Genomic DNA, 18,658 nt, shown 5'->3' with positions numbered 1-18,658 from the left:
TTTGTAAACATATTAAGAACGTCCAATCGATACAATTATTTGTGGTCAACCTCTTGATTTTAGTTGTGAAAACCTCAATTCTTATGGAAGACTTGATTATCGGTAAAATATGATAATGCAATTCATCGAAATTCTTTGCATTTTGTCGGATCACACTTAGAATTTTACTTGGCAAGTAAGCCCAGCAGATATGGCCCAATAATAATTTCCACTATCAAAAGCTAACTCCTGTCGTGTTAAACCGAAATTGCTTTTGTATATATTGTTGGAATCTTTTTTAGAACTAAATTGATATTCAATTAACAATTGTTGAGATTCTATATAAAGTAGCGATTCTGCTAATAATACATCATCACTGCGTAATTGTTTCAATTCTGGCGAATACCCATAAATAGCATTTAATCCCAAATAATTATCACCGTCTCTAAAATATTTTCGGGCGAGTAAACTTCCAGATACACCAACTTTACTTTGCGAATCACTTGTAATAGGTGTTATATACGGTCGTAATGAAAAGAAGTAGTTACCTTTATACAAACCAATACTTCCGGTAATTATGTTAGCTGAAGAGCCTGTAAAACTTAAATGACGCATACCAACCGAAAGCTCTACATTTTTCGGCCAATTGAAATATAGTTCAGCACCAGCTCTATGTAGGGGATATATTGGTGAATTGGAATAACCATAATTTAAATAACCGTAGGCCTTTTTAGAAAATTTGGGATAAAAATCTATTTCGTATTGAATGCCATGAGTTTCAAATCTATTACTATAATTAATTCGTGGAATTATTGTGCCAGCCTGCGTTTCTCTTCTATATTCAATATGACTATATATCATTGGGTCAAATACCACGTCAAACATTTCAAAAGCTAAGCCCATTCCAATCCTGTTTTTAGCTTCTTTAGGAGCGACAGTATCTATTTGGATTGCAATTTTGGAGGCAATAAGTTCTTGTTCTTTTTTCGATTGAGCATTCTCTAAATCACTCAAAGCTTTTCCTTGTAATTCTTTTATTATTTCATCATTCTCAAGATATTGTAGCGCCTTACTACTTAATCCGTACGCCAAATAATAGTTATCTGCGTAGAGTTCATTTTTAATTGCTGCTACCCAAGCTTCCTTATTCTGTCTATCTTCCGACGTAATTCTATTAAAGTGGGCTCTAGCCGTTTCGTAATTACCATCCCAGCTGTAGGTACTAGCCAATAAGTTTCTTACATCTGAATAATCAGGATATTTGGTTAGTATCTTATTTAATGAATCACGAGCTACAGTCCGCTGACCCCCAAATGCTAGGTCGCGAGCAATGTAGTATGAGCGGTCTGGATCACCATTATAAGCAACTTCTTGAGCACTTATTGGTAAAATCACCATAAACAGCAATAGTAATATGATTACTTGTCTATTCATCTTTAATTTTTGTTGATACTAAATCAACTTTATCTTGTTTCTTATCCTTTTCGATATCTTTCTCCACCAGTTTCTTTTCTGGAAGATTTTCGGCCCTTTCAATTTTAGTTTTTAGTTCTGTAGTGTTTACATTATTATATTTGATTAAGTCTAAAACTTCTTTTGTAGCAGTCTTATTGTTAGACCAATAGCAAACATCTAGTAAAGCAGAATATATATCCGCGTAATTGGAATTAGTTTTTGCGCAATCCATTAAGATTTCTATAGCTTGTGTATACTTACCACTCCAGGCATTAACCCTACCCATTAATATTTTAGTATCAATATGATCTGGTGCTTTTGACAGGATATACTTGCCCAATAACAAAGCCCTGTCATATTTTTCATCATAGGCCAAACCTTTAGCAGTTATGTATGCCTTATCTACATTAACGCCATTAAAAACACTATTTATCCAAATGATTTCTTGATTGTTAAAATCACTGGATGCACTTTGCTTTTCTATTTTAGAATTTGTAATTACCTGGGAGACTAAATAGTTGGTTTTATTTAGATTAATCGGTTTTCCATCAATAAACAGTGTAGCGATGAACATTGAAAAAAGAATAATGGTAAACGGATACATTTTGCCAATATGATGATAGACCTTTTTTGTTATCCTATATATACCATGAAAAAGTATAGTGATTATTACAATAGGAACTATTATAAAATAGGAAATACCCCCAGAATTAGAAATTGAATTTATTATGGCATTTATACCATTGCCAACTAAATCTGATCCAAGCGGTACATAGTTAGTATAGTAATATCCAATTAACAATGTTTCTACAATAAGTAGAATTACTAAAACAGTAGAAACTATTTTGAATCCAACTTTTGGCCGCCAATTTTCAAAAAAATTAAAAATCGGCACTAAAATTAAAGCGACCAAAGAAGTATACCCAATATGATGCACAATAGCTTGCAGAAAACTAACACTCAATATGATATCTACAACTCCTTTAAAATAAAGTGTTGTATACTGAAAAATAGAAAGTATAACCAATGACATAAAAAAGGCAATAAACACTCGCGTGTACTGCTTTAAATTATATCTAGGTATATTGCTCGTATTCATCTTTAACTTGCTTTAGCAAAACCTTTACGAACTTGGGATCCCCAGCCAGATTTTACTTTAAATAATTTTTTATAATTACCACGAACTGCAGACCAGGTTACGATAGGGTGATAAACTATCGGTTCGATGATTGCAAATAATAATAGGGTCAACACATCTTTTCTTTTGTATTGATTGTATGAATAAACCTCCCATAAAACCGCGTAGAATGAAACCATAATTGAACAGGTCCACACTGCTGCTGTGATTGCAAAAAAGAACTCCCAATTCAAAATGTTTAAATACCAGAAAAGGAAAATGCAAAGAAGTCCTGTAAACTCTAATAAAGGTGCTAACCATTCGTAAAAAAACCAATAAGGGTAGCTCATCATTCCTAATCGACCATATTTAGGATTAAAAAACATTGCTTTATGCTTTTGTAACGTTTCTAAGTTTCCTCGTGTCCAACGATCACGTTGATTAACTAAGATTTTTAGGTCTTCTGGAACCTCAGTCCAGCAAAGTGGATCAGGAATATATTCAATGGTGTAGGCTAAACGTTGTTCATGCATATAGCGCCGCATCTTAAATATGATCTCCATATCCTCACCAACGGTATTCGTATCATACCCTCCTACTTCCAATGCAATCTCTCTATCGAAAAATCCAAATGCCCCAGATATTATCAGTAAACTATCTATACGTCCCCAAGCCATTCTTCCTAATAAAAATGACCTTGTGTATTCTAAAAGTTGAAACTTTGCAAGCCAGTTTTTCGGTAACTTTATTTCTTCTAATTGCCCTCCTTCTATTATACATGAATTAGCCACTCTAATTACGCCACCTACTGCAATCACCCGCTTTTCCGAACGTTGGTAAAAAGATTTCACTACATGTAATAATGCGTCTGGTAATAACAAACAATCCACATCTATACAACCAACATAACGATTTGTAGAAAGGTGCATTCCGGTATTTAAGGCATCTGACTTTCCTCCATTTTCTTTATCAATCACAGTTAATTTTGAAAATGAACGATGTTTAGATTTATAAACTCCACGTATTGGCTTTGATTTCCAGTCCGGATCTATTTTTTGTTCTATTTGTACTAAATCGTAAGCATCAATCATCTTTTGTAGCGTATCATCTTTGCTACCGTCATTTACAACCATTACCTCATAATCTACATAGCGTAGTGACATTAGTGACCTAATATTGTCAACAATAGTAAGCCCTTCGTTATAAGCCGGTGCTATAATAGTAATACTTGGAGCAAGCGGTGATGCCATCACCTTAGACAAATCACCAAAACTGTTCTTATGCTTGTAGTGCAGTGAGTTTCTCGTAGCTAAATAGCACATCACGATATATCCTCCAAAAAGGACAATAGTGAACATCAAAAAAACGACGTTCATGTAATCGAGAAATATGCTTAGAAACTCATCGTCCATTATACTAGAGTATTTTTTACTTGGTATCTTTTAAATCTTCCAACTCAATATCAAAATCAATATCAAATACATTGAATGGTTTCTTATTAACCTGATTAATTATTTCCTCTGCTGGTGCAGCATCTTCAACTATTGATTCTTTGCTTTGAATATTGTCTTCAAGGTCAGTTTTCACTTCCTTAACCGCTTCTAATGTTTCTTTTTCGTTTTTTAGTTTCAGAATTAATTCCCTTAAACATTTTTCTGCTTTTTTACTTACCTTATCTGTAGAAGAAGCAATTAATCGCCTCAGAAAAGGAATGTCTTTCTCATCGCCTACTGCAGCAATTTCAGTCAGTAGTATTAATTTGGATTGTGTGTCTAATCCTAAAAAATATTTTTCAAAGACACTAATTCCATCCTTACTAGGGTTAATTGGCACCCTCTTTAAAACTTCGGTGTCTCTTAATTTTTCAGCTAAATATTCTATACGTTCACAGATGGTCAACTCTGATTCTTCAGCCAATAGTTCATTTAAAAAAGGGACTTCTCGAGAATCGCCAAGTGCTTCTATATCATCTAACAAGGCCATTGTTTTAGCTTGTTGTTCAGTGTAAAATATTGGTCTAGGTAGCTTAAATGCGGTTTTATCTTGCTCCTTTAAAATTGATTTTATTTTACCTTTCATTTCCAAACGGGCCTCATTTTCATCTAACACCCATTCTAAAGCACTCCTTTCTTCTTTATTTTCTGATACCATACTGTGACTAGTTTCCAAATCATTTAAGGTTTCAGTAATAATAGATTCCGGAGTATTGATTGTTACTTCATTTACATCACATTCAATATTTTTTAAGTTTTTCATATCGATGTTGTTTATTGATGATGGTAATTGATTAAAATTCTGTTGTGTAAGGTATTTTGCTGCCTTTTGATTTAAATTGTTTGCCTCAGATGCATTTAAACCTAATTCTACATAAACAACATTTAACTCATTTGGATTTACAGCTTTGGATATTGGAGGTGTATTAGCTTTATTTTCTATAATTGGAATAACTATTGGTATGAAATCGGCAATAAAATCACTTAAATTGTTTTCAGATAATTCCAATTGACCTATTTCAACATGTGGTGAATATTGATGTTGAAGCTTTTCAGGTTCGTCAAAATCGACCTCTATTTCGGAAATAACGTTTGTAATTTCTAAATTTTCATTTGGATTATATCGTGATACTAGGTTGGAATTTTGAGACACTATAAAAGGCAAAAACCCAAGATTAAATTCATCTAAGGTTTGGGATTCTTTGTTATTGATTTCTGTATCATGCACTTCTAATTCAATTGCTTCGTTTATTTCTTTTGTTCCACTTAAATCTAAATTTGATTCTACGGAAATATCAAAATCAATTGGTGGTTTATCATCCAACTTTGTGCTTGTGTGCATTGAGGTTTCGTTAGGCTCATATTGCTCATTAGAATTGATATTATCACCTTTTATGTTAGTATCATTATTGCTTGCTATTAAATCTTCATTTGTATCGACAGGTAAATTATTAGGAATTGAAAAGGCACCCGCAGCTTGTATGTCAATTGTAGGCAATACACTCATAGGCTCAATGATATTAATGCATGCCAATGATTTACTCTTCACATTGAAATTTGATTCTTTAGCAACTACTGATTCTAAAAAATTGATTTCATTTTTATCTCCAATCGAACTTATAACATCAAGAATACCAATTTTCACATCTATTTTACTATTCCAAAAAACTAGCTTTAAATTCTCCAAGGCTTCAACTACATGAAATTCTTTTATACAAGACATTGCCGCCATCTTTATATCTGAATTTTTATGTTTTAATAACTCAATTAAAGCTTCATTACCATCATTCTGATTATAGTTTTTCATCAAACGAAGTGCAAAAAGCACTACATCATTATTTTTTGACATTAACCAGTGATTAAAACTTGGTGGCAGGTAATTTTTCTTATTAATTAAAACCTCTAAGATTTTAAGTTGTTGCCATTCCGAAATTCGATAAGTTGTAGTGTCCAAGAAATAATTTAACCCCTCCTCTTTTAAGGTAATAATGGCAACTTCAGCTTGTTTTCTGATTGTAGAACGTTTGTCGTTAATGAATTTTTTAATGAAGACATACGAATCTTCAACATTCATTTGAGTAAGTTCTAATATGCCTTTTGAAATTTTCTGCCACTTCCAGCTATCTAGCTTCCTATAAGAATCATGATGCAAGCCAAGCTCTTGATAGAGCTTGAATAATTTGCTTAGTGTTGCGCCAGAAAGATCCTTTCTTAAGTACATTAGAATATCGATTAAGACTTTTCTATTAAATGTATTCTCTATTAACTCACGTATCTCAACTTTTAAATTCACATAATCGGTTTGTTCTTGCTTGTCTGAACTTTCATCGTGAAATAAAAACTCCACTATCATTGGTGTTAGCTCCTTTTTGCGCTTCTCAACCACATTAGACCTGAGTGACAATTTGCTTCGAAAAAAGAAGATAAAACCAAAATATAATACACATAGCAGAACAAATGTGATTGTAAATATCCATAGCAAATCCGTATCTATTTTTGGTGATACGAAAAGTGGATTTAAAAAGTATGTTATTTTACTTCGCTTCAAATTTGTTTTTCTTCAATTCTTTGGCTACCCGAACTAAAAGCTCAGAGGGACTTATAGGTTTTGATAGAAAATCATTAGCGCCTAATTCAAATGCATTTAAAACATTTTCTTCATTTCCTGCAGATGAAATAATGATAATTGGCACATTTAATTTGAGTTCATTACGAACAAAATCTATTAATTCCATACCAGAGAAATAGGGCATCATGATATCACAAATAATCATTTCAGGAACCGATTGATTTAGATATTCTTTTACTTCTTTACCATCTCGACTAACAATTACTTGATATCCACCTTTCTCCAAACGATGTCTTAACAAAGCAGCTAATAACTCATCGTCTTCAGCTAATAAAATGCGTGTTTGATTCGCCATTTAGTTGTTTTTTAAATTACGAATGACATCGTCTAACGCTTTGTCAACTTCTCTATAATCAGTTACAAAACGCGAGTGTAAATATTCAAGATGTTTAAAATCTGGTGAATTTTTACATTCATTCTGAATTCTTAAAATGGTATTGGCTAGACTATTGGCCTCGACCATTAATACTCCAGCCTTAATTTTATGAGCAGAAAATGAGAGTCCATCTTTGTCCTTCTCACTAATTTGTACTTCAGCATTTAAAATAAATTCGCTTACATTATTTTTAAATAACCGAACAAGATCTAATAATACTTCCATGTCCTCACCACTATCTTGATATAAATTGTTAAGATTAACAGGTTCTGTAGAATTAAAAACTGCCCCTTCTTGTTTTATTAGTGGCTTCTTATTCTCCTCTGATGTAAGTGGCTGATTCTTATGTTGTAAAATTTTTGATAATAATTCCTCTGGACTAAATGGTTTTAATAAATAATCATTTATACCATAAACATTGCACATTTCTTGATCTCGAACGGTGTAATCTGCGGTAAGAGCTATTATAGGAATTTGACGAATTCGCTGACTATTATTATTTCTAATGAGTTTTGTAATCTCAAAACCATTCATAATGGGCATTCTCAAATCCATTAGAATTACATCAATGATTTGATTTTCAAGTACATGTATTCCCTCTTCTGCATTCTCGGTAATATGCATATTACATTTCCAAATCTTCAAACGCTGTTCTATCAACCTCTTATTCAGCTCATTATCTTCAAAAACCAATATATTAAGCCCCGAAATAGATTTTAATTCATTTAGGTTCTTTTGTGTTTTTACCGGTTTAATTGGGATTAACTTATTCTTCCCAGAGGAAAAAGGGATAACAAATTTAAATGTAGTGCCTTTACCTAGGTTACTTTTAACATGAATTGATCCACCTAGGTGATCAATTATTTGCTTAACAATACTTAAACCTAGTCCGGTTCCTCCGTATTCATAGGAGGTGTCGGAATCAGCTTGCGTATATGGTTTAAAGATTTGGCCAATTTTCTCTTTGGAGATACCAATGCCATTATCTTTTATTTTGAAAACTAAATTAACATTCCCTTTCTTCAATTTCGACAAAGAAATATTCAACGAAACTTCGCCTTGCTCTACGAATTTAATTGCATTCCCCATAATATTTAATAATACTTGGGTAAGCTTTGATGGGTCGCCTATTAAGACCTTAGGTACATCATCATTAATATTGCTAGTAAGTTCAACTTTTTTATTTACAATAAGTGTATTACATAAAAACATTACATCTCTTACTAAGCCAAACAAATTGAATTCAATTTTTTGAAATTGTTCTTTTCCAGAAGCCAGTTTTGAATATTCGAGTAATTCGTTAACTAATTCCAGTAGCGAATTAGATGCAGTTTGAATAGCATTAACATTGATAAGCTGATTCGGATTGAGTTGGCTTTCCTTTAAAAGATCAGTAAAACCAATTATACCATTGAGCGGAGTTCTAATTTCATGACTAACATTTGCAATTATGCTGCTTTCATTTGTTTGGTTTTTCGATGACTTTTTAGTCGAAATTTTAATTTTAGATGGCTTTATAATTAATGTGGGATCATCAACCTTTGTCTGTAAATCTGTTTTAAAAGTTTGAAAAGATTCTTTTAAATGCGCGGCTTCCTCAGTGCTTAATTCTTCAAATGAGAATTCACTGAGCAAAGATTCCATTCGCTCCAAGAGTGAAAGTAGGTTGTTGATTTTCAAGGGGGACTTGATTTTTAATATTTAATAATATCAAAATATTATTTTGATTGGGTGACGCTCACCTAATGTAAACCTTGACGTTTACTGGGATTGGTTTACTCAAAAATCACCTTTTAATACTTTTATCACAATTAAATGTTACCTACCCTTTACATTCTGTTGTCAAATGGCTTTATTTGTAGGTCTAAACCATTTATTATGAGGTATTCTGTACTACTTTTCTGTATGATTTTAATCATTTCTTGTAATGAAAAAACAAAATCTAGTTCAAATGAGGTGAAGGAAAGCCTCGAAGAAAGGGCAAAACGTATTCACGATGAGGTCATTACAATTGATACTCATGATGACATAAATGTTAAGAATTTTACAGATAGTATTAATTATACACAACGTCTGGAAACTCAGATTAATCTTCCTAAAATGCAGGAAGGTGGTTTAGATGTAGCTTGGTTTATTGTTTATACCGGCCAGGGCGATTTGGATGAAAAAGGATACAAAAAAGCTGAAGAGAATGCAATGGCCAAATTTAATGCTATTCACAGACTTTGTGAAGAAATTGCTCCGGATAAAATTGGGTTAGCTTTAAACTCCAAAGATGTTAAAGACTTAATAAAAAAAGGCAAGAAAGTTGCAATGATTGGGGTAGAGAATGCTTTTCCGATTGGTGAAAATCTTTCTAATATTGAAAAATACCATAAACTGGGTGCACGATATATCTCACTTTCACATAATGGACATAGTCAATTTTGTGATTCTAACACTGGCGAAGAAAATGATGAGTGGTTACATAATGGTTTAAGTAATTTGGGTAAAAGTGCTGTAATAGAGATGAATAGGTTAGGAATAATGATTGATGTATCACACCCTTCAAAAAAATCTATGAAACAAATGATTGCTTTATCAAAAGCACCTATTATAGCATCACACTCTTCTGCAAGAGCTTTATGTGATCACAGCAGAAATCTTGATGATGAGCAATTATTATTAATGAAAGAAAACGGTGGTGTTGTACAAACGGTAGCATTTTCATCGTATTTAAATACCGAAAAGAATGATAAGCATGCAGATTATATGAAATCTGTATATCAGCAAGTGGCCGATTCCTTGGGTATTGATTGGTATGATCGATCACAATATAGTTCGTTAACAGAAGCTCAACAAAAATCGTTTTTAGAAAATTATCAAAATGTAATGAGTATCGGCAAAACTGCAGTTAAGAATAAAACTGATGTCCCTGCAGCAGTTAACGTTGCTGATTTTGTGAATCACATCGATTATATGGTGAAACTAATAGGGATCAACCATGTGGGTATCAGTTCCGACTTCGATGGTGGCGGTGGTATTGATGGTTGGTCTGATGCGTCTGAAACCTTTAATGTTACCTTAGAACTTGTAAAGCGAGGCTATACCAAAGAAGAAATTGAAAAGCTCTGGGGTGGTAACTTATTACGCGTTTTGGATGAAGTTCAGGCTCTTGCAAAGCAAATACAAGGCTAGAGACAACTAAGAAAGTCTATCCTTAACAAATTCTACTTCTGTTTTACCATGTACAGCAGGCTTGCCGTCTATACCCAAGTTTACCATAATGATATTTTCAACCATTATTACGGTTTTACGGGTCATCATATTTCGTACTTCAGATTTCAAGGTTAAGGAGGTTCTGCCAAATTTTACGATTTCTATACCTATTTCCACAATATCCCCCTGTATTGGAGCACTTACGAAGTTTATTTCGGACATATACTTCGTTACAACTTTTTTGTTTTCAAGTTGAACAATACAATATAAGGCCGCTTCTTCATCTATCCATGCCAATAGTTTACCACCAAATAAAGTGCCATTTGCATTTAAATCTTCCGGTTTTACCCATTTTCTTGTATGAAATCTCATGCCTTCTTTTTTTAAATATGTCCCGTGAATTTATTTATGCGCAAATTTAAGGTAATCGATATTTAAGTACGACTCAATTGTGTGTGATTAATTAAAAAGTAAAAAAACATACCGTTATTACAAATGTTTTACAAATAATAACTTCAACTATTACTTTAAATTTTTTTTATAAAATGTTATTTTTCAATATTTTAAAATAAATATTTATCTTGTTCATAACCTAGTTGAAAACTAGCCTGTATTGGTGGTAAACACATATAGCTTAACCTGTATCTTTAAGAAACTCTTGTAAAAATGAATGAACGGACTACAAATATTTTAAAAATAAGACCAGAAATAGCCAAAATAAAAGTGTTTGACGACATGTCGCCCGAAGAACATTTTCAAAATAACACACTTAGGCCGGTCATTAAACTACAGAACTTTCTTTTACTTGCTGCCTTTCGAAATTATATCGTAAAACATAAAAATTCATTCTATCAATTATCAATTGAAAAGCGTTTAACTTTCATCGATAATGCAATACAACGGGATGTCAAATTTAGAAATTCACTAAAAGGAATGATAATTGGTCAATTTACCCAAGAAGAATATGAGTTTTATATAACAAATTCCTCTAAACTAAATAAGCGAATGATGCATATGGTGGTAAACCGTTTAAAAGATCAAGTGCAACTACTAGAAGCTAAAGAAGTTTTACTTTAGCAATGACTCTCCGTTCAGGTTTGTAGTTAGAATTTCGCTCATTAAGTCGAAAAAAGGTCTTATGGACTTAAATGATGCATCAATTTGATTAATAAATTCTTTTGAGGTTACCTCTTTATCAGAGAAAGGTTTTGTGAAAATGTACTGTTTCTTTCGAATTAAGTCAATTGCTTTATGTTCTCTATCAAAACCTTTTGGTGCTGTTTTTAGCTCATCACCTACTACATCACCCCAGTAATTCTTTAAATTCTTATTGGATATAACCTCTCTAAACTCATCAGCATCTGTTTCTAATTCTTTGCGTATACGGAATAAATCTTCTTTATTAGGCTGCCAAAAACCAGTGGCTATAAAACTTTTATTAGACTGAAGGTGAACATAATAACCACCTCTAAGTTTAGCTCCACTTCTACTAAAAGATCCCGCTAAGTTTGTTTTGTAGGGGGTCTTATTTTTAGAAAACCTAACATCTCTATAAATTCTAAAAACTTTAGTTTTCTCTATATCATCATGCGTAGATAACCGAACTTTTAATTCATTCATAAACCCCTTAAAATTGGATTCATGTACTTTAAAATTTGTTTTATTTTCCGCAAACCAATCTCTATTGTTGTTCTTTTCTAGCTGTTTTAAAAAGTTAAATATGTCGGAAGTAAGGATGTCGTTCTTCATTCGTCTAAAGATGATTATTTAAATGAAATATAGCCAAGCACACCAAAAACTTAGAAATCTTAGCGATTTTCGTTTATTAGAAGTTTACTTTAAGCTAAAGTTAACCTTTTCAAGAGATATGTTTTGAATTAATGGTTAATTTTGAAATACAATAGTAATATTATGAATCGTCAGTCAATAGTTGATAGCATTAATAAACATAAGAAACAACCAAATTTGTGTTTTGCACTTAAAGAAAGGGTTGAATCTTTTACAAATCTCCTTTTTTATACACTCTTTGATATAGATACGCCCGTTGATGAGAATTTGGATAAACTTGAACAAGAATTTGATGTACTTGTTCAGTTAGCATGTTGGGAAGTGGATAAGCCTTGTAAGAAATTATGGGATAATTATGTGATAAAGCTACCGGAAGTTCTTGAAAGCCTTAATCTAGATGCTGAAGCTACTGTTAACTGCGACCCAGCTTCTTTATCAATTGAAGAGGTTTATATGGCTTATCCTGGTTTTTATGCCATTGCAATTTATAGATTGGCTCATGAGCTGTTTTTAGAAGGTTTTCCGTTAGTACCACGTTTAATGACTGAATATGCGCACAGACAAACTGGGGTAGATATAAATCCAGGTGCCACAATTGGTAGTTCTTTTCATGTGGATCATGGTACCGGTATTGTTATTGGTGAAACCGCTATTATTAAAAATAATGTGAAAATTTATCAAGGTGTCACCTTAGGTGGACTATATGTCGCCAAGCATTTACAGAAAACTAAACGCCATCCAACTATAGAAAATAATGTAACCATTTACGCTAATGCCACTATCTTAGGTGGAGAGACAGTTATTGGGGAGAATAGTATAATTGGTGGTAATGCATGGATTACGGCCTCTGTCCCACCCCATTCAACTGTATTTCATACACCAGAAATAAAAATAAAAACACTTCCGAATGCCTAATTCTATTTTAGACCTAATAGGAAATACTCCCTTGGTCGAATCAAAAGTTTTAAATACAAATCCTAATGTTAGACTGTTATTTAAGTTAGAAGGTCATAACCCTGGAGGTAGTGTAAAGGATCGAGCTGCACTAAATATGATTAAAGGTGGACTTGAAGATGGTTCGATTAACAAAAACAGTAAACTAATTGAAGCAACTAGTGGAAATACTGGTATAGCATTAGCAATGATAGCTGGAATTTACGGCTTAGACATAGAACTTGTTATGCCTGAAAATGCTACGAAAGAGCGCATACAAACGATGCGTGCGTATGGAGCAAAGGTAACCTTAACTTCAGCAGACACAGGAATTGAAGGTGCAAGAGATCATGCCGAAAAGAAAGTTACCGAGGAAGGCTATGTGATGATTAATCAATTTGCCAACGATAATAATTGGAAAGCGCATTATAAAACTACTGGGCCTGAGATATGGAAGGATACCAAAGGTGAAATCACACATTTTGTTTCTGCTATGGGTACAACGGGTACTATAATGGGGACTTCTACATATTTAAAGGAGCAAAATTCTAAAGTACAAATTGTTGGGGTTCAGCCAACTGATGGTAGTAGTATTCCTGGAATAAGAAAATGGCCTGAAGAATATTTACCTAAAATATTTGATAAAAGTAAAATAGATCAAGTGTTTGAAGTGAGTCGTGAAGATGCAATTTCCATGGCAAAAAAACTAGCTATTGAAGAGGGTATATTTTCAGGGATGAGTAGTGGTGGCGCTGCTACAGTTGCTTTGCGTTTGGCTGAAAAACTAGAAAGTGGCACTATCGTTTCCATAATATGCGACCGTGGTGATCGTTACTTATCTTCTAATCTTTTCGATTAATCATAAATTATTCTTTAAAGTCTAATTGATTCAATAATAGTCCAGAACCAGGAGCTACATAGGTGAATTGAATAGAGTTATCTGATTTTAATGATTCTTGAATAGTACTTAATTCAATTTCACCTTTACCTAATTGAATAAGTGCCCCCATTATCATGCGAACTTGATAGCGAACAAATCCATTGGCCTTAATGTGTAAGGCGTAACTCTTTTCAGGAAAAAAATTAGCTTCTAAAAGTTCATTTTCTTTGATGCAGCATGCTGTCACTACTCGTATGTTATTCTTGTTCTTGCCTTGTTTAACAGTATATGCCGAAAAATCATTCTTTCCCACAAACAACTTTGCAGTCTCCTGCATCAATGTGAGATTTAATTCTTCTTGAATGTTTGTAATAAAGGGTGCAGCGAAAGGATGATTCTTTTCTCCAAAAGAGAATAAATAAACATATTCTTTAGATTCAACATCCTTTATTATATTAAAGTTTTTATTCTTATTAACAATATTAACTATTTTAATATCAGACGGTAAGTTAATGTTAAATATTTCAGTAAAGGCTGTTAAGTCTTCAATTGGTTCACCTTCTAAATATATCTCAAATGCACCATTTAAAGATGATACTTTAGCATCCGTTCTACCAGCTCCCAATACCTTTAGCTTCCTATTTGGTAATACAAATTTTAAAGTTTTTAAAAGCATCCCTTCAATAGTTTTCTGTTTCGGTTGCTTTTGCCATCCGCTAAACCGAAAACCAAGAAATTGAATTCGAACCAAATAATAGACATATTTATCACTCATAAGATAGATGATTGTGCAATAAGTCGAAACTAAATCAATTTTTTGTATTTTGTAGATACTTTAACCAGCTAAAACCAATTTTATGGAAAATACCTCAAGAATAAAACCGCCTATATGGTTTTGGATTATCTCTATTTTAGCACTATTATGGAATTTAATGGGTGTAGCCGCTTACTTAAGCGATGCTTTTATGTCTATTGAAGATTTAGAAGCTTTGACTCAAGCACAGCGCGAACTTCACGAATCACAGCCTGCATGGGCTACAGCTGCCTACGCAATAGCCGTATGGGCGGGTGCTTTAGGTTCAATTTTTTTATTGATGAGAAAAAAATGGGCGCGACCTGTTTTATTAGTATCACTTTTGGGTGTTATCGGACAACAAATATATATGAAGTTCCTTAGTAATACCTATGAAGTTTATGGTGGAACAGCGATGTTACTACCGATTATGGTTATTATTATTGCGGTAGCTCTTGTCTTTTTTGCTAGACTATCAGATAGCAAACAATGGTTATTATAATAAATTTGTAAAGTACCCTTTTTTATTAACCCCTTGACGATAAAGAGACCGTTTATTGTACTGTTTTAGCGTAAAATCTTACATTTACGCACTTTGTCGAAAAAATAAAATAAACGTTATATGGGCACGTTTTCTAAAACAAACCACAAGGTCCCCCAAGCCTTAAAACCTACTTTACTATGAATTCAATTTTACGAATATTGCCGTGGAAACGCATATTAGTGATGACTGTGTCGATTTTGGCTCTATTGATTATATTCAATTTTTACGGTTTATACACCAATAAGTTCTACTTCTTTAAATTTGATAATTATATTTTTCCAATATTAACCTTAGTACATTTTGGATTCCTTTATGTACTATGGTTCAAAATAAAAGAGGAAGAAGTTGCTGATCCTAAAATGAGAAATTTGGAATATGCCCTGTATGCTATTATGGTGGTGTATGTCTTTAAATTCTTCAGTACACTTTCTATTCTTTTTAGTTATGGGCAATACGAAAATCATGTTATACCTGGTACTTTTATACCTGTTGGCATACTAATACTAATCTTATATATAACACTTATCGGTTTAACTTTGTTAGCTATTAAGTATCGAAAAGATAAAGTTGGTGAATACGAATTTGATGATATGAACCAACATATTGATTCTTGGGAATAACGCTCCAAGTACTATTAAATAATAAAAACTCCGATAGTACAGACTATCGGAGTTTTTTTATAATTCTAACTAGTAGAAAAAAATCGTAATCAACTTAATTATCTCGTTACAGAACCACTTGGGAAACTAGCCGTTACATTATTCACTATTTCCTGAACTCCCATCGCATCTTCTGCCACCATGCCCGCTAATGGCTTTAAAGTGAACGGAGCTGGACTATTATCTGGAAAAGGTTCTATGCTTATTACTGCAATTTTTCCTCTAACATCAGTTGGGAAATCTACATTTTCAGGAGCATTTTGGAGAAAGTCTTCACCAGGATACATGGGACCAGGATTCTCTCCACTAAAAGGAGCGCCTTCATCTGAACCTGATACCGAGGTAAAAGTTCCGGTTGTTAATGGAACTCCATCAACAACTACCCAACCTTCGTATTTCCAACCTGCTTCTAAAACTGGTAATTCAAGACCGGCAACAGCGCTACCAGAACTATTGTCTAAAAACCATACTCCGCTGTAGGTCTCGTTTTCTGCACCAGTTCCTGTTGGTGCAGCAATTATGAATTTACCTGATAACGTTTCAAATGAAGGAGCTACGGTTCCAGTACCCAAGCTAGCAGTATTCCCATCGAAGTCACCAGCAAAAATCTTAGTATCAGCCGGTGCAGGAGATGGGTCTGGGTTCGGCTCTATTGAAAGTACGAAAGTAGTTGCATCGCTTAATACTTGACTTTCCATTTCAAATTGGGATTGTGAAGGGCTTCCATTAGCATCAACAGAAAATGTTCCTGTAGATACCGGTGCTCCATCAACTATTACCCAACCCTCATATAAATATTCAGATCCAAGATCTTCCAAACCAGTCAGGTTTACTGTTAAATTAGAAGTTGTTACAGTCGGAGTGTTGTTGTTATCGTCCGTGCTACAAGAAATTGAAGTTAAGGCAAGCGCAATACTTAACATGCCTATTTTAAATTTTAGATTTATCATTTTGTTTGTTTTAATTATGATACAAACTAACTATGGCGAGATTACAATGGTGTCACAGATAAGTAAACAATCAGTGCTTTTACGGGATAAATTTGTGATAATTACCATCATAAATGATTCATAGCTATATTTCAGCTAATGTGTATAAAGCAAAAGACCTTGGCTATCTGCCAAGGTCTTTAATTAAATTATAATGAAGAATGATCTAGTTTGCTTCAATACTAATTTGTACTAGGTTATAACCTCCCCTAAGGTCTGGATGCCCTGCCACTCCTTCATAAGACTCTATTATTCCTTTTCCATATTGAATGTCTTCAATTTGCATTACTCTTCTTATAATATTATTATCATCAGCTGCACCCGTATTTGGGCCTGATTGAAATGGTGCCTGATCCATACCCAAACCTACAGGTTGATCAACTTCGGTACCTGCATCAAACAAATAAGCCTGATGTGTAGCTGCATACCCCGTTCTTGGTGTGCCATCACCATTAAATAAATGGTAACCACCATTATCAGCTGCTATAAACCAATCATTACTAAAAACAAACATGGTGTTAAAACCGAGTTTATAACCTACGGGTGCCTCCAAGGTAAAGGTTAAACTACCACCTGGTCCCACTGGTGCCATTTCATTACTTTTTGCAACTGGCATAACCAAATCGTTAGTAATGTAATCATACATTATGGTAGCATTTCCGTCTTCTGCTATTTCCTCAATACCACTGGTTATCATCGCTGCTTCACCTTGGGTAAATACTGGATCGGTAGCTGTATTATAAGCATAAACAATTCCTGGTGCTAGTACAGTAAATGAAGAGGACATACGTAGTGGTGCACCTGTATCGCAAGTAGCTGTTAACCATTCGTATAAATTAGAAGGATTCCCTCTTAATGCAATTTCTGCTAATCCATGACCCGCGTCAGGGTATCCCGGAGCAAATAATGCATTGTCTTGTGCATGAACCACAGCGATACCTGGTGTGATAACAATAGGATTGGTTTCTACTTTATTACCTCTTACATTCTCAATTTTTAATGAAAATGTCATAGTTGCTTCATCATAAGAAAGGTATACTTCAATGAAATCAGCCACATCAGTAGTTACAATTCTAACTGTATTGTCATCGTCAGGTTCACCAGCAGTAGCGCCATCTGGCTCAGATGTTCTAGTAGCAGGGTCTTCTTCCTCTACTCCTGCATCCCACAAATAGACCTGATCAGTTACATTTCCAGTAACGGGCATTCCATTTTCAAATAGGGCGATTCCTTCAGCTTTTGGAGCAAAAAACCAATCGTTAGATACTACAGACATCGTAGCAAAACTAACCCTACCTCCTGGGGCGGCAGCTTTAAGATCGATGGTAAAAAAGCAACCCGCATCTGGAACAGGTCCGGGTTCGGTAGCTGTATTATCCATATTAAAAACTGTAGCACTTAAATATTGGACTACATTTTTAATAGTAATATTAAAAGATGTTGTTTCTAGCTCCTCCATTACTTCCGCTTCTGTTACTGCTTCGGTTTCTGGTTCCGCGGTTGCTTCAGTTTCAGTCTTTTGGGCTTCTGTAATGTTTTCAATTGGTGCGTCCTCATCACAAGAATACAGTAGTGCAACTGCAGCAATTACAATTAAGCTGCGAAATGTTCTTAAGTTTTTCATTTTCAATTGTTTTTAGGATTATTTCCACAAACTAAGTCCTTTAACAATTTGCCAGAGTCACGAAAACTTAAACTTTTATCTCAATCTTGTTAGGGTTTTGTGACCTAATCGACTATTGTTAAAGCTTTCCTTTTAATCTATCACATGAAAAGCGTAGTTTTCCTTAGATAATGTGCATTTTAACTTTTAAAAGTTACTTGT

17 protein-coding genes are annotated in these 18,658 nt (G+C 33.7%); 6 read left to right on the top strand and 11 right to left on the bottom strand.

The genetic code is table 11. From position 1 onward, the window contains the following. Positions 1 to 156: 156 nt before the first annotated feature. From UH7x_RS17350 to UH7x_RS17325, 6 genes are all read right to left on the bottom strand, one after another. On the bottom strand, positions 157 to 1,413 hold the full coding sequence (locus tag UH7x_RS17350; protein ID WP_482361185.1) for a YaiO family outer membrane beta-barrel protein: 1,257 nt from the start codon (positions 1,411 to 1,413) through the stop codon (positions 157 to 159). Beyond that, positions 1,406 to 2,533: a tetratricopeptide repeat protein gene (locus tag UH7x_RS17345; RefSeq protein ID WP_482361184.1), complete on the bottom strand. Its 1,128-nt coding sequence runs from the start codon at positions 2,531 to 2,533 to the stop codon at positions 1,406 to 1,408. The genes UH7x_RS17350 and UH7x_RS17345 overlap by 8 nt, the downstream gene beginning before the upstream one ends. A 2-nt stretch (positions 2,534 to 2,535) precedes the next feature. Next, complete coding sequence (locus UH7x_RS17340; protein WP_482361183.1) at positions 2,536 to 3,909, bottom strand: glycosyltransferase family 2 protein; 1,374 nt, start codon at positions 3,907 to 3,909, stop codon at positions 2,536 to 2,538. 70 nt (positions 3,910 to 3,979) lie between these two features. Then, positions 3,980 to 6,391: a HEAT repeat domain-containing protein gene (locus tag UH7x_RS17335; protein WP_482361182.1), complete on the bottom strand. Its 2,412-nt coding sequence runs from the start codon at positions 6,389 to 6,391 to the stop codon at positions 3,980 to 3,982. A 187-nt stretch (positions 6,392 to 6,578) separates the two neighbouring features. After that, positions 6,579 to 6,968 (bottom strand): response regulator, encoded by a 390-nt coding sequence (locus UH7x_RS17330; RefSeq protein ID WP_482361181.1) that lies wholly within the window; start codon positions 6,966 to 6,968, stop codon positions 6,579 to 6,581. After that, complete coding sequence (locus tag UH7x_RS17325; protein WP_482361180.1) at positions 6,969 to 8,693, bottom strand: ATP-binding protein; 1,725 nt, start codon at positions 8,691 to 8,693, stop codon at positions 6,969 to 6,971. It abuts the gene before it with no gap. A gap of 234 nt (positions 8,694 to 8,927) precedes the next feature. Here UH7x_RS17325 and UH7x_RS17320 point away from each other — a divergent pair, with 234 nt between their 5' ends. Then, a complete protein-coding gene (locus UH7x_RS17320; protein ID WP_482361179.1) occupies positions 8,928 to 10,226 on the top strand; it encodes a dipeptidase in 1,299 nt (432 codons plus the stop codon). A 6-nt stretch (positions 10,227 to 10,232) separates the two neighbouring features. Here UH7x_RS17320 and UH7x_RS17315 read toward each other — a convergent pair whose 3' ends face one another. After that, entirely contained in the window at positions 10,233 to 10,619 is a 387-nt protein-coding gene (locus UH7x_RS17315) for an acyl-CoA thioesterase (RefSeq protein ID WP_482361178.1), read from the bottom strand. Between the two features lie 294 nt (positions 10,620 to 10,913). Between UH7x_RS17315 and UH7x_RS17310 the strand changes: the two genes are divergently transcribed. After that, the gene (locus UH7x_RS17310; protein WP_482361177.1) at positions 10,914 to 11,324 is read left to right on the top strand and encodes a glyoxalase; all 411 of its coding nucleotides are present in this window, start codon (positions 10,914 to 10,916) and stop codon (positions 11,322 to 11,324) included. Here the strand turns inward: UH7x_RS17310 and UH7x_RS17305 are convergent. Beyond that, entirely contained in the window at positions 11,316 to 11,996 is a 681-nt protein-coding gene (locus UH7x_RS17305; protein ID WP_482361176.1) for a DUF2461 domain-containing protein, read from the bottom strand. The two genes, UH7x_RS17310 and UH7x_RS17305, sit on opposite strands and share 9 nt — an antisense overlap. Positions 11,997 to 12,158: 162 nt before the next feature. On the opposite strand from UH7x_RS17305, the gene epsC reads away from it, so the two are divergent. Both epsC and cysM read left to right on the top strand, forming a co-directional pair. Then, positions 12,159 to 12,950, top strand: a complete 792-nt coding sequence (epsC, locus tag UH7x_RS17300) for a serine O-acetyltransferase EpsC (RefSeq protein ID WP_482361175.1) — start codon at positions 12,159 to 12,161, stop codon at positions 12,948 to 12,950. Further along, entirely contained in the window at positions 12,943 to 13,827 is an 885-nt protein-coding gene (gene cysM / locus UH7x_RS17295) for a cysteine synthase CysM (RefSeq protein WP_482361174.1), read from the top strand. Before epsC ends, cysM begins: the two co-directional genes overlap by 8 nt. A gap of 7 nt (positions 13,828 to 13,834) precedes the next feature. On the opposite strand, the gene UH7x_RS17290 is transcribed toward cysM, so the two are convergent. After that, positions 13,835 to 14,623, bottom strand: coding sequence for a tRNA pseudouridine synthase A (locus tag UH7x_RS17290; RefSeq protein ID WP_482361173.1), 789 nt, complete (start codon positions 14,621 to 14,623; stop codon positions 13,835 to 13,837). An 82-nt stretch (positions 14,624 to 14,705) separates the two neighbouring features. Between UH7x_RS17290 and UH7x_RS17285 the strand changes: the two genes are divergently transcribed. Beyond that, positions 14,706 to 15,143 (top strand): hypothetical protein, encoded by a 438-nt coding sequence (locus UH7x_RS17285; RefSeq protein WP_482361172.1) that lies wholly within the window; start codon positions 14,706 to 14,708, stop codon positions 15,141 to 15,143. Between the two features lie 179 nt (positions 15,144 to 15,322). Beyond that, a complete protein-coding gene (locus UH7x_RS17280; protein ID WP_482361171.1) occupies positions 15,323 to 15,805 on the top strand; it encodes a hypothetical protein in 483 nt (160 codons plus the stop codon). A gap of 98 nt (positions 15,806 to 15,903) precedes the next feature. Here UH7x_RS17280 and UH7x_RS17275 read toward each other — a convergent pair whose 3' ends face one another. After that, entirely contained in the window at positions 15,904 to 16,794 is an 891-nt protein-coding gene (locus UH7x_RS17275; protein ID WP_482361170.1) for an anti-sigma factor, read from the bottom strand. 205 nt (positions 16,795 to 16,999) lie between these two features. Next, entirely contained in the window at positions 17,000 to 18,457 is a 1,458-nt protein-coding gene (locus UH7x_RS17270; protein ID WP_482361169.1) for a spondin domain-containing protein, read from the bottom strand. Between the last annotated feature and the right edge of the window lie 201 nt (positions 18,458 to 18,658).

This window comes from Aurantibacter sp. UH7, from assembly GCF_056839165.1.
This window is presented reverse-complemented; position numbering and strand designations above follow the sequence as displayed.

What these genes read in the sequence shown, in the direction of transcription:
- UH7x_RS17290 (WP_482361173.1), bottom strand. Translation starts at nt 14,623, where the DNA reads ATGAGTGATAAATATGTCTATTATTTGGTTCGAATTCAATTTCTTGGT.
- cysM (WP_482361174.1), top strand. Translation starts at nt 12,943, where the DNA reads ATGCCTAATTCTATTTTAGACCTAATAGGAAATACTCCCTTGGTCGAA.
- UH7x_RS17285 (WP_482361172.1), top strand. Translation starts at nt 14,706, where the DNA reads ATGGAAAATACCTCAAGAATAAAACCGCCTATATGGTTTTGGATTATC.
- UH7x_RS17345 (WP_482361184.1), bottom strand. Translation starts at nt 2,533, where the DNA reads ATGAATACGAGCAATATACCTAGATATAATTTAAAGCAGTACACGCGA.
- UH7x_RS17275 (WP_482361170.1), bottom strand. Translation starts at nt 16,794, where the DNA reads ATGATAAATCTAAAATTTAAAATAGGCATGTTAAGTATTGCGCTTGCC.
- UH7x_RS17320 (WP_482361179.1), top strand. Translation starts at nt 8,928, where the DNA reads ATGAGGTATTCTGTACTACTTTTCTGTATGATTTTAATCATTTCTTGT.
- UH7x_RS17340 (WP_482361183.1), bottom strand. Translation starts at nt 3,909, where the DNA reads ATGTTCACTATTGTCCTTTTTGGAGGATATATCGTGATGTGCTATTTA.
- UH7x_RS17315 (WP_482361178.1), bottom strand. Translation starts at nt 10,619, where the DNA reads ATGAGATTTCATACAAGAAAATGGGTAAAACCGGAAGATTTAAATGCA.
- UH7x_RS17350 (WP_482361185.1), bottom strand. Translation starts at nt 1,413, where the DNA reads ATGAATAGACAAGTAATCATATTACTATTGCTGTTTATGGTGATTTTA.
- UH7x_RS17270 (WP_482361169.1), bottom strand. Translation starts at nt 18,457, where the DNA reads ATGAAAAACTTAAGAACATTTCGCAGCTTAATTGTAATTGCTGCAGTT.
- epsC (WP_482361175.1), top strand. Translation starts at nt 12,159, where the DNA reads ATGAATCGTCAGTCAATAGTTGATAGCATTAATAAACATAAGAAACAA.
- UH7x_RS17330 (WP_482361181.1), bottom strand. Translation starts at nt 6,968, where the DNA reads ATGGCGAATCAAACACGCATTTTATTAGCTGAAGACGATGAGTTATTA.
- UH7x_RS17325 (WP_482361180.1), bottom strand. Translation starts at nt 8,693, where the DNA reads ATGGAATCTTTGCTCAGTGAATTCTCATTTGAAGAATTAAGCACTGAG.
- UH7x_RS17310 (WP_482361177.1), top strand. Translation starts at nt 10,914, where the DNA reads ATGAATGAACGGACTACAAATATTTTAAAAATAAGACCAGAAATAGCC.
- UH7x_RS17305 (WP_482361176.1), bottom strand. Translation starts at nt 11,996, where the DNA reads ATGAAGAACGACATCCTTACTTCCGACATATTTAACTTTTTAAAACAG.
- UH7x_RS17280 (WP_482361171.1), top strand. Translation starts at nt 15,323, where the DNA reads ATGAATTCAATTTTACGAATATTGCCGTGGAAACGCATATTAGTGATG.